Below are 10810 nucleotides of genomic sequence, written 5' to 3'. Positions count from 1 at the left end.
CTATCAATTCCGTTTTTTAATTTAATTTCCATGGTTATAGTTTTTATACTAACAAAGTTAGAGTTTTTAATTATTGATTGTTCAATATCTTACAAAATATTAAATCTGTAAATAAAAAAACCACGAAAATCAAATGAAATTCGTGGTTTAGTATATTTATAAAAAATCTATTTATATTTTAAAACGTTTTCTGTCCGTTTCAGTTAAATAAATTTTTCTTAAACGAATAGATTTTGGTGTACACTCCACATATTCATCTTTTTGAATGTATTCTAATGCTTCCTCTAAAGAAAAGATAATTGGAGGAATAATTCTAGCTTTTTCATCATTTCCAGACGAACGTACGTTAGATTGTTTTTTCTCTTTCGTTACGTTAACACACATATCATCTCCACGAGAGTTTTCTCCAATAACTTGACCTTCGTAAATTTCAACATTTGGCTCTACGAAAAACTTACCTCTATCTTGTAATTTATCAATAGAATAAGGAATTGCTTTTCCTTTTTCCATAGAAATTAACGAACCTTTGTTACGTCCAGAAATTTCTCCTTTGTAAGGTTCATATCCTATAAAACGGTGCGCCATGATAGCTTCACCCGCAGTTGCGGTAAGTAATTGGTTACGCAATCCAATAATTCCACGAGATGGGATATTGAATTTCACAATCATACGCTCCCCTTTGGTTTCCATGCTTAACATTTCACCTTTACGTAAAGTAACAAACTCTACCGCTCTACCTGATAAACTTTCTGGTAAGTCAATTGTTAATTCTTCAATTGGTTCACATTTTTGACCATCAATTTCTTTAATGATAACTTGTGGTTGACCAATTTGTACTTCATATCCTTCTCTTCTCATGGTTTCAATTAAAACCGATAAGTGTAATACACCACGACCAAAAACCATAAATTTATCTGCAGAATCCGTTTCAGCCATTTTCATAGCTAAATTTTTCTCTAATTCTTTTTCTAATCTTTCTCTAATATGACGAGATGTCACAAATTTTCCTTCTTTACCAAAAAATGGTGAGTCGTTAATTGTAAACAACATACTCATTGTTGGTTCATCAATAGCAATAGAAGTAAGTGCTTCAGGGTTTTCAAAATCGGCAATAGTATCACCAATTTCAAATCCTTCTACACCAATAATAGCACAAATATCACCTGCTATAACTTCTTGAACTTTTTTACGACCTAAACCTTCAAAAGTATGAAGTTCTTTTATTCTTGATTTAGAAATAGTACCATCTCTTTTTACTAAAGATATTGGCATACCTTCTTTTAATATACCTCTTTCTAATCTACCAATTGCGATACGACCGGTAAATGCAGAGAAATCTAAAGATGTAATTAACATTTGAGGCGTTCCTTGTCCAACATTTGGAGCTGGAACATGCTCGATAACCATATCCAATAATGCTTCTACATTGTCCGTTATATTGTCCCAATGATCAGACATCCAGTTATTTTTAGCTGAACCATAAACGGTAGGGAAATCTAACTGTTCTTCTGTAGCACCTAATTCGTACATTAAGTCGAATACTTTTTCGTGAACTTCTTCTGGTGTACAGTTTTCTTTATCAACTTTATTAATAACCACGCAAGGTTTTAAACCTAAATCGATAGCTTTTTGCAATACAAAACGCGTTTGTGGCATTGGCCCTTCAAAAGCATCTACTAACAAACACACACCATCGGCCATGTTTAATACACGTTCTACTTCTCCACCAAAATCGGCGTGACCAGGCGTATCAATAATATTAATTTTAGTTCCTTTATAAACAACAGAAACGTTTTTAGAAGTAATAGTAATTCCTCTTTCACGCTCTAAGTCGTTATTATCTAAGATTAAATCTCCAGTATTTTCGTTATCACGGAACAATTGACAGTGATACATAATTTTATCAACCAAAGTAGTTTTACCGTGGTCAACGTGGGCAATAATTGCAATGTTTCTGATAGATGACATATATTCTTTTTTTGAAAGTGCAAAGGTACGTTTATTATCTCGATATTCAAACAACAATTAGTTTAGTTTACATTTTAATAAATTTAGAAGTAAAACGATTCATTTTCAATACGCTAACCTTCACATGCTCTGCTATAACTTTTCCAATGCCTTGCCTGTGGTTATCTATGAAAACATTAAAAAAAATATGAAACAAAAAAAGCCCTGATTTTCATCAGGACTTTTTAACTATCTTAAATTACTAATTATAATTTAGCAACTAATCTTGTTAACTTAGATTTTAAGTTTGAAGCTTTGTTAGCATGAATAATGTTTTTCTTAGCTAACTTATCAATCATTGAGATAACTATTGGCAATTTTGCCGCAGCATCTGCTTTTACTGTTGCTAAACGAATCGCTTTAATCGCATTACGTGTAGTTTTGTGTTGGTATTTGTTCAATACTCTTCTTTTCTCGTTGCTTCTAATTCTTTTTAGAGCTGACTTGTGATTTGCCATTTTTTTTTATATTTTAATTGTAAATAACTAGTTTATACATCAGTAAAAAAATAAGAAAAACCTCCCACAATTGATTATAAAAATCAATCACTTCAGTTTTAACTAACAAAACTAGAAAAGGAGACACCTAAACCGGTTTCATAAAACTATTTCAAAACTAATTTGTAGTCCGTAGGGGAATCGAACCCCTCTTACCAGGATGAAAACCTGGCGTCCTAACCGATAGACGAACGGACCAATAACCGATTTAATGTTTCAGTAAAAACAGTGTAGTCCGTAGGGGAATCGAACCCCTCTTACCAGGATGAAAACCTGGCGTCCTAACCGATAGACGAACGGACCATTACATTTTCGTAATGCGAGTGCAAAAATACAACTATTTTTTATCTGTGCAACACCTAATGTGAAAATTTTCAGTTTTTTTAAGTACTTACCTTAAGGCTATATTTATATGGTATTTATTGTAAATAAAATTCCAAAATCCAAATCTTAAATTGACACATTGGCTAATAGACACATTAATACGCTTTTGCAAAAAGTACTCTTCCTTTTGATGGTGCGCCAGTTAAAACACAAACTCCTACCTCTTCTTTCCTGTTTAAAGGAATGCATCTAATAGTGGCTTTTGTTAAATCTTTAATTTTATCTTCGGTTGCTGCAATACCATCCCAATGAGCTGATACAAAACCTGTTTTGTTTTCCAACACTTCTTTAAACTCTTCAAAAGAATTTACTTCCGTAGTATGTGCTGTTCGATAATCTAAAGCTTTGTTAAATAAATCTTTCTGAATTTGTGCTAATAAATTTTGAATATAAGTCACTATTCCTTCAGATGGCTGTACTTCTTTGGTTAAAGTATCTCTTCGAGCCACTTCAAAAGTACCATTTTCTATATCTTTAGGACCAATTGCAATTCGAACTGGCACCCCTTTCAATTCCCATTCCGCAAACTTGAATCCTGGTTTCTGAGTGGTTCTGTTATCAAATTTTACAGAAATATTTAGTTTTTTAAATTGCGCTACTAAATCGTTTGCCACTTCTGAAATGCTATCAAATTCTTCGTCAGTTCTAAAAATCGGAACAATGACTACTTGAATTGGCGCTACATTTGGCGGTAAAACCAGTCCGTTATCATCGGAATGTGTCATTACTAACGCACCCATTAAACGAGTAGAAACGCCCCATGAGGTTCCCCAAACATACTCTTGTTTTCCTTCTTGATTGGTAAATTTCACATCAAATGCTTTAGCGAAATTTTGACCTAAAAAATGCGATGTTCCGGCTTGAAGTGCTTTTCCATCTTGCATTAATGCTTCAATACAATACGTTTCATCTGCTCCAGCAAAACGTTCTGTTTCTGTTTTCAAACCTTTTATAACTGGAATAGCCATAAAATTTTCTGCAAAATCAGCATATACATGCATCATCTTTTCTGATTCTTCTATTGCTTCCGCTTTTGTGGCATGAGCAGTATGTCCTTCTTGCCATAAAAACTCAGCCGTTCTTAAAAACAACCGCGTTCTCATTTCCCATCGCACTACATTTGCCCATTGGTTAATTAATAAAGGTAAATCTCTATAAGATTGCACCCATCCTTTATAAGTACTCCAAATAATAGCTTCAGATGTAGGTCGAACAATTAATTCTTCTTCCAACTTTGCATTTGGATCTACCATTAATTTACCTGGTTTATCAGGATCGTTTTTTAATCTATAATGAGTAACGATGGCACATTCTTTTGCAAAACCTTCAGCGTTTTTTTCTTCCGCTTCAAACATGCTTTTAGGAACAAATAATGGAAAATAAGCATTACTATGACCTGTTTCTTTAAACATTTTATCAAGTTCTGCTTGCATTTTTTCCCAAATTGCATACCCATATGGTTTAATTACCATACAACCTCTTACCCCTGAATTCTCAGCTAAATCAGCCTTTACGACCAATTCATTATACCAGGCAGAATAATCTTCGCTTCTAGTTGTTAAATTTTTACTCATTTTTATAATATTGGCACAAAATTTGTTTAATTTGTATTAATTTAGTGGTACAAAACTACTTAATTTTGCAAAGACCAACAATAAAAATTAATATATATGAAAACAAATCGCATTTTTCAGCTAAAATCACTTAGATTTTTAAGTCTAATTGTAGGTGCTATCACAGTAGTAAGTTGTGGTTCGTACCAAAATTCATCTTATTATGATGATGATGGCGTTTATGGGCCTGATAATTCAGAAAAAACCAAACGAGTTGTACAAAACGAAACAAGTTCAGGCTCGAACAATAATACGTATGCCCAACAATTTAAAAGTATGAAAGAAGATTTTGGGACTACAGAAGTTTTAACTGACGTAGATAGCTATAAATCACCTCCAGACACAGTATATGTAAAAGAAAATGGAACTAAATATGGTGGTTGGGGTGAAAACCAAACTAACAACAATATTGTAATTGTTAATGATAATTGGGGATGGAATAACTGGGGAATGAATGGATGGGGAATGAATGGATGGTATGGTAACAACTGGGGAATGAATGGATGGTATGGAAACGGTTGGTACGGTAACGGATGGGGTTATAACAACTGGGGTTGGAATGGCTGGTATGGCAATAACTGGGGTTGGAATGGCTGGTATGGCAATAACTGGGGTATGAACGGTTGGTACGGTAATGGTTGGAACAATGGTTGGTATGGTGGCGGCAGAAATGTGGTGCACAATGACGGACCACGTGGAGGCTATATAAATAATAATGGTAATTCTGGAAGAATTGCTTCTGGAAGAATAGGAAATAATATTGGACAACCTCGAGGTAATGCAATAGGTACGCCTAGAACACAAGTGTCAGAGCCGAGAACTTTTATCCCAAGAGGAAATACAAATACTGGTACACCAAGAACACCAATTTCTGATCCAAGAACTTATACTCCTAGAGGAAATACAAACACTGGAACTCCGAGATCGCAAACCTCAGAACCAAAAACTTATACTCCTAGAAATGATACGCCTAGAAACGAAGCGCCTAGAACTATATCTACACCAAGAAGTTCGGACTTTGGTGGCGGTAGAAGCTCTGGAGGATTTGGCGGAGGTAGCTCTGGAGGCGGCGGTAGATCTGGCGGTGGCGGTAGAGGAGGAAGATAATTAACAAATACATAAAACCTGTTTAAAAAAAGACAAACGGGTTTCATTAAAAAATATAATTTTAGATTTATGAAAAAAATACTATTTTCTTTATTAATTGGGAGTGCTTTTGCTGTTAGCGCACAAGAAACCACTATGTCAGATGCATTACGTTACGGCATACAAAATTTAAACGGGACAGCAAGATACCGCGCTATGGGTGGCGCATTTGGAGCAATTGGAGGTGATTTGTCAGCTATAAATATCAACCCAGCTGGATCTTCAATTTTTAATTATAATCAAGCTACCATATCGTTGTCTAGCTTTAACAGAAGCAATACGGCTAGTTATTTTGGAACAAACAGTAAGACAAACGAAAATTCATTAGACATCAATCAATTGGGTGCAGTATTTGTTTTCAATGACAGTCAATCAAAAAGTGGTTGGAAAAAATTCGCTTTAGGTTTAAATTATGAAAATGCTAATAATTTTAATGACTTTATTGTAAGCGAAGGAACTAATCCGTACAATTCGATGGATAGTTATTTCTTACGTTTTGCAAATGCCAGAACGGGTAATATTGCAGGAAATTATTACGAAGATTTAGATTTTATTGACCAACAAGCTCTTTTAGGTTACGATTCGTATCTGATTGATTATGATTCCGCAAGTGATAATTATTATACTAATGTGCCTTCGGGAGGAAAATACTTTCATAAAAATACCATTCAAGCCAAAGGTTATAATGGAAAATTTACAATGAACTTTTCTGGTGCATATGAAGATAGGTTATATGTAGGTATGAATATGAATTTTCATTTTACAGATTATTTAAGAACCAACTCTTTATACGAAAGCAACTTAAATCCTTTTTATTCTACTGGATTTAGTATTGATACGGCGCGTTTCAACAACGAATTATACACTTATGGTTCTGGGTTTTCGATGAATTTTGGAGCAATTTATAAAGCAAATCAAAATATACGTTTAGGATTGGCATACGAAACACCAACTTGGTATCGCTTAAATGATGAATTAACACAAAGCATTTCTACTAATTATTATAATGCTACAAATACATCTATGAATCAAGCATTCGTAAATCCAAATGCAGTAAACGTATATCCAACCTATAAAATTCAAACGCCAAGTATATTAACAAGTAGTGCTACTATTTTATTCGGTAAAAAAGGGTTGTTAAGTGTGGATTACATCAGTAAAAACTATGCGAATACGCAATTTAAACCTACCAATGAAATTATTTTTAGCACGATAAACACACAAATTAAAAACGAATTACAAGACAATTACGAATTACGAATTGGTGGAGAATATAAAATACAGCAATGGAGTGTTAGAGGTGGTTATCGATTTGAAAAAAGCCCATATAAAATTGACCTCGCTTTTGGTGATTTAATGAGTTATTCGACTGGTTTGGGATACAATTTTGGAGATTCTAAATTAGATATTTCTTACACAAACGAATACCGTGCAAGAACAGAAGTGTTATTAACTTCTGGATTAAATGATCCAGCAAGAATTAAAAATTTCAACAACAATGTTACATTAACGTATGTGGTAAATTTTTAATTTTAAAACAATTACTTATTACATTTAATCCTGTCAGGTTTTAAAAACCTGACAGGATTTTTTTAGAGATGTTAGTTCTGGTTATAAAAAACCAAATGTTTATATAGACGTAGGTGAAGCGATTTCCTTTTGTTTTTGTTGCCTTCGAAAACTTTAGACAACAAAAATAAAAGATTTAGCCAAAAGCCAAACATTGTTAATTGAGATGACAAAACGTTGTGTTCCAATAAAAATTAGTATTTTTGCACCCTGAAATAAAACAAATACTATGAGAACCAAGTCTTTAAAGAAAAATAAAATCAACGTCATTACCTTAGGTTGTTCTAAAAATGTATATGATAGTGAAATTTTAATGGGACAACTTCGTGCCAACGGAAAAGAAGTAACACACGAAGCCACTAACGACGAAGGAAATATCATAGTAATTAATACATGTGGTTTTATAGATAATGCCAAAGAAGAATCGATAAATACGATTTTAGAATATGCTGATAAAAAAGAACAAGGTTTAGTAGACAAAGTTTTTGTTACTGGTTGTTTATCTGAGCGTTACAGACCCGATTTAGAAAAAGAAATTCCAAACATAGACCAGTTTTTTGGTACAACAGAATTGCCTTTATTATTAAAAGCATTAGGTGCCGATTATAAACACGAATTAATTGGAGAACGTTTAACCACAACGCCTAAAAATTACGCCTATTTAAAAATTGCTGAAGGTTGCGACAGACCTTGTAGTTTTTGTGCGATTCCTTTAATGAGAGGAAAACACAGGTCTACTCCTATTGAACATTTGGTGATTGAAGCGGAGAAATTAGCAAAAAATGGTGTAAAAGAATTAATTTTAATTGCACAAGATTTAACCTATTACGGTTTAGATTTATACAAAAAAAGAAACTTAGCCGAACTTTTAGAAGCCTTAGTTAAAGTGGAAGGAATTGAGTGGATTCGTTTACATTACGCCTTCCCTACTGGTTTTCCAATGGACGTTTTAGAAGTAATGAAACGCGAACCAAAAATTTGCAACTATTTAGATATTCCGTTACAACATATTTCAGATAGCATTTTAAAATCAATGCGACGTGGAACGACTCAAGAAAAAACGACGAATTTAATTCAAGAATTTAGATCGTTAGTTCCAGAAATGACTATTAGAACGACTTTAATTGTAGGGTATCCTGGTGAAACTGAAGAAGATTTCAATATTCTTAAAAATTGGGTTGCGGAAATGCGTTTCGAACGTTTGGGTTGCTTTACCTATTCTCACGAGGAAAACACGCACGCGTATTTATTAGAAGACGATGTGCCTGAAGAAGTTAAACAAGACCGAGCAGCACAAATTATGGATATTCAAGCACAAATTTCTTGGGAATTAAATCAAGAAAAAATTGGAAAAACATACAAATGTGTCATCGACAGAAAAGAAGGGGAACATTTTGTTGGAAGAACAGAATTTGATAGTCCAGATGTAGATAATGAAGTATTAATAGACGCTTCAAAATTTTATTTAAAAACAGGCGATTTCGTAAACTTAAAAATCATTGATGCTTCAGAATTTGATTTGTATGCGGAACCTGAATAAAAATTGCAGAAACCTTTAACCTTTAACTTTAAAGAAAAACCTAATTCAATTGTTCACTAAAAATAGCAATTAAAGTCTGTGCGTCAACGATATGATTGGGTGATTCTTCAATAAGTTTCAAAACGCGCTTCATAGCAAATGGATTCAAACCCATGTGAATACCAATTTCATTAATTTTTATAATTTCACGTTCATGCAAAACATTGTCACAACGCATTAACAAAGCCAAACGATAAAACTGACAAATACGGTTCATTTCGTCTTTTATTACTTTAACTTCTCCTTTATTTTCATATAATTTCAATAAAGTAGCTTTATCAATTCGCAGTTCATAGGCAACAATTTCAATAAAATCATATTCTTTATCGTGCAATTCGCCGTCAATTAAAGCAAACGAAATCATTTCTTGCAACAAACTAATTTTTTCTTGAGTAGTTTCCATCAAAATTATTACTTTTATATCCAGTTGGATGTAATTATTAAAAGTGTTTTTATTTTACTTTTTTTGCCACGAATTCTCGAATATTTGAAAATTTTAGTAAAAATTAGTTCATCTTTGATGAAAATTCGAATTAGATAGAGATTGCAATACAAAAAATTCGAAAATTAGTGGCTAAATAAATTATAATGCTAATTAGACCCAAAGGGTTTTTATAGTAATCTTCAAATATAAAAAAATGCAACAATTTTTAAGACTATTTCTACTCTTTTTTTTTATATCTATTACGAAAACAGTCGCACAACAGCGATTTTCCACCTTTGAAATAGAAGCGCCACAACTACAAACGAAAAAGAAAATTTGGATTTATTTACCATTAAATTACGAAAAATCTAATAAAAAATATCCTGTAATTTACATGCACGACGCTCAAAATTTATTTGATAAAGCTGCGTCTTACGCTGGAGAATGGAATATTGATGAGACTTTAGACAGCTTAAAAGCCAAAGTAATTATCATTGGTATTGCACACGGAAATGAAAAACGAATAGACGAACTTACTCCCTATAAAAACGAAAAACACGGCGGAGGAAATGCCAATGCGTATTTAGAGTTTATTGTAAAAACGTTAAAACCTTACGTTGATGCAACTTATAGAACTAAAACAAATACAAAAAATACTGGTATTTTTGGAAGCTCGCTTGGCGGATTGGTTTCTTTTTACGCAGCTTTGCAATATCCAGAAGTATTTGGAAAAGTAGGTTGCTTCTCGCCCGCATTTTGGATAAATAAGAAAGAAATTTTTCAGAAAATGGAGGACACCCAAAAATTTACTACCAAAATTTATTTGCTTTGTGGTGATAAAGAAGATGACGGCGCTATGGTTTCGGATATGAAAGAAATGGAAACACTAATTAATTCAAAACGATGTGAATGCAAAAAACTAAATAAATCTGTAATTGTAAAAGAGGGCAAACATAACGAAAAATTATGGAGAAATGCTTTCGCAAAAGCGTATCTTTGGCTTTTCTAAATATGGCGAAAGTCGAAAGTCGAAAGTTACAACAAACAAAAAAACATAAAAAAAAAAATGAACAACAACGATATCTTCAAAAAACTACGTGTGGCATTACAATTACGTGACGACCAAATAGTAGAAATCTTAAATTTAGTCGATTTTAAAATGTCGAAAGGGGAATTAGGTGATATTTTCCGTGCGGAAGACCACGCCAATTTTATGGAATGTGGCGATCAAGTGCTACGTAATTTCTTAAACGGATTAATTATTCATTTACGTGGTACAAAGGAAAATCCGAAAAATCCACGAGAAGTAATTAAGACGCACAAAGATTACGAAACACAAACTGAACGAACAGATAAAGTTTACGAACCGAAAAAACCTTATAACAAAACGGATAGTAAAACACAGTTTAAACCAAGAACTGGCGAAAAGAAAGAATTTAAGCCCAAAACCGGTGAAAATTCAGATAAAAAACCAGCGTTCGGGAAAAATAAATTTGGCAACGATAAAAAACCTGCCAAACAAAATCCAGTTGAAAAATTTAAATTTAAAGACGGAAAAAAATAACATTAAATCCTCAATAGTATTGAGGAT

General features: G+C 33.0%; 9 protein-coding genes and 2 tRNA genes. 5 read left to right on the top strand and 6 right to left on the bottom strand.

All coding sequences use genetic code 11. From position 1 onward, the window contains the following. Positions 1-171 precede the first annotated feature (171 nt). The 5 genes from typA to proS all read right to left on the bottom strand — a co-directional run bounded on the left by typA (position 172) and on the right by proS (position 4462). A complete protein-coding gene (gene typA / locus ACIQ2I_RS05400) occupies positions 172-1968 on the bottom strand; it encodes a translational GTPase TypA (protein ID WP_396181413.1) in 1797 nt (598 codons plus the stop codon). A 245-nt stretch (positions 1969-2213) separates the two neighbouring features. Then, positions 2214-2465: a 30S ribosomal protein S20 gene (rpsT, locus tag ACIQ2I_RS05395; RefSeq protein ID WP_396181412.1), complete on the bottom strand. Its 252-nt coding sequence runs from the start codon at positions 2463-2465 to the stop codon at positions 2214-2216. 165 nt (positions 2466-2630) lie between these two features. Continuing rightward, a tRNA-Glu gene (locus ACIQ2I_RS05390) sits at positions 2631-2702 on the bottom strand. A gap of 33 nt (positions 2703-2735) precedes the next feature. Continuing rightward, a tRNA-Glu gene (locus tag ACIQ2I_RS05385) sits at positions 2736-2807 on the bottom strand. A 176-nt stretch (positions 2808-2983) separates the two neighbouring features. Further along, positions 2984-4462: a proline--tRNA ligase gene (proS, locus tag ACIQ2I_RS05380; RefSeq protein ID WP_396181411.1), complete on the bottom strand. Its 1479-nt coding sequence runs from the start codon at positions 4460-4462 to the stop codon at positions 2984-2986. Positions 4463-4558: 96 nt separating this feature from the next. Between proS and ACIQ2I_RS05375 the strand changes: the two genes are divergently transcribed. The 3 genes from ACIQ2I_RS05375 (at position 4559) to rimO (ending at position 8756) form a co-directional block, all read left to right on the top strand. Beyond that, positions 4559-5608 carry a hypothetical protein gene (locus tag ACIQ2I_RS05375; RefSeq protein WP_396181410.1) on the top strand — a complete coding sequence of 350 codons (1050 nt, stop codon included), beginning with the start codon at positions 4559-4561 and terminating at the stop codon, positions 5606-5608. A 69-nt stretch (positions 5609-5677) separates the two neighbouring features. Then, positions 5678-7177 carry an OmpP1/FadL family transporter gene (locus ACIQ2I_RS05370; RefSeq protein WP_396181409.1) on the top strand — a complete coding sequence of 500 codons (1500 nt, stop codon included), beginning with the start codon at positions 5678-5680 and terminating at the stop codon, positions 7175-7177. Between the two features lie 268 nt (positions 7178-7445). Further along, positions 7446-8756: a 30S ribosomal protein S12 methylthiotransferase RimO gene (rimO, locus tag ACIQ2I_RS05365; protein WP_396181408.1), complete on the top strand. Its 1311-nt coding sequence runs from the start codon at positions 7446-7448 to the stop codon at positions 8754-8756. A 40-nt stretch (positions 8757-8796) separates the two neighbouring features. Here rimO and ACIQ2I_RS05360 read toward each other — a convergent pair whose 3' ends face one another. Further along, positions 8797-9198 (bottom strand): excinuclease ABC subunit B, encoded by a 402-nt coding sequence (locus ACIQ2I_RS05360; RefSeq protein ID WP_396181407.1) that lies wholly within the window; start codon positions 9196-9198, stop codon positions 8797-8799. A 235-nt stretch (positions 9199-9433) separates the two neighbouring features. Between ACIQ2I_RS05360 and ACIQ2I_RS05355 the strand changes: the two genes are divergently transcribed. Beyond that, positions 9434-10228 (top strand): alpha/beta hydrolase, encoded by a 795-nt coding sequence (locus ACIQ2I_RS05355; protein ID WP_396181406.1) that lies wholly within the window; start codon positions 9434-9436, stop codon positions 10226-10228. Between the two features lie 57 nt (positions 10229-10285). Next, entirely contained in the window at positions 10286-10783 is a 498-nt protein-coding gene (locus ACIQ2I_RS05350) for a DUF1456 family protein (RefSeq protein WP_396181405.1), read from the top strand. Positions 10784-10810: the final 27 nt, after the last annotated feature.

It is taken from the genome of Flavobacterium sp. (assembly GCF_044368995.1).
GTDB lineage: Bacteria > Bacteroidota > Bacteroidia > Flavobacteriales > Flavobacteriaceae > Flavobacterium.
The sequence above is the reverse complement of the archived record's forward strand: the minus strand, read 5'-3'. Positions and strand labels throughout refer to the sequence as shown.

What these genes read in the sequence shown, in the direction of transcription:
- ACIQ2I_RS05355 (WP_396181406.1), top strand. Translation starts at nt 9,434, where the DNA reads ATGCAACAATTTTTAAGACTATTTCTACTCTTTTTTTTTATATCTATT.
- rimO (WP_396181408.1), top strand. Translation starts at nt 7,446, where the DNA reads ATGAGAACCAAGTCTTTAAAGAAAAATAAAATCAACGTCATTACCTTA.
- typA (WP_396181413.1), bottom strand. Translation starts at nt 1,968, where the DNA reads ATGTCATCTATCAGAAACATTGCAATTATTGCCCACGTTGACCACGGT.
- rpsT (WP_396181412.1), bottom strand. Translation starts at nt 2,465, where the DNA reads ATGGCAAATCACAAGTCAGCTCTAAAAAGAATTAGAAGCAACGAGAAA.
- ACIQ2I_RS05375 (WP_396181410.1), top strand. Translation starts at nt 4,559, where the DNA reads ATGAAAACAAATCGCATTTTTCAGCTAAAATCACTTAGATTTTTAAGT.
- ACIQ2I_RS05360 (WP_396181407.1), bottom strand. Translation starts at nt 9,198, where the DNA reads ATGGAAACTACTCAAGAAAAAATTAGTTTGTTGCAAGAAATGATTTCG.
- ACIQ2I_RS05350 (WP_396181405.1), top strand. Translation starts at nt 10,286, where the DNA reads ATGAACAACAACGATATCTTCAAAAAACTACGTGTGGCATTACAATTA.
- ACIQ2I_RS05370 (WP_396181409.1), top strand. Translation starts at nt 5,678, where the DNA reads ATGAAAAAAATACTATTTTCTTTATTAATTGGGAGTGCTTTTGCTGTT.
- proS (WP_396181411.1), bottom strand. Translation starts at nt 4,462, where the DNA reads ATGAGTAAAAATTTAACAACTAGAAGCGAAGATTATTCTGCCTGGTAT.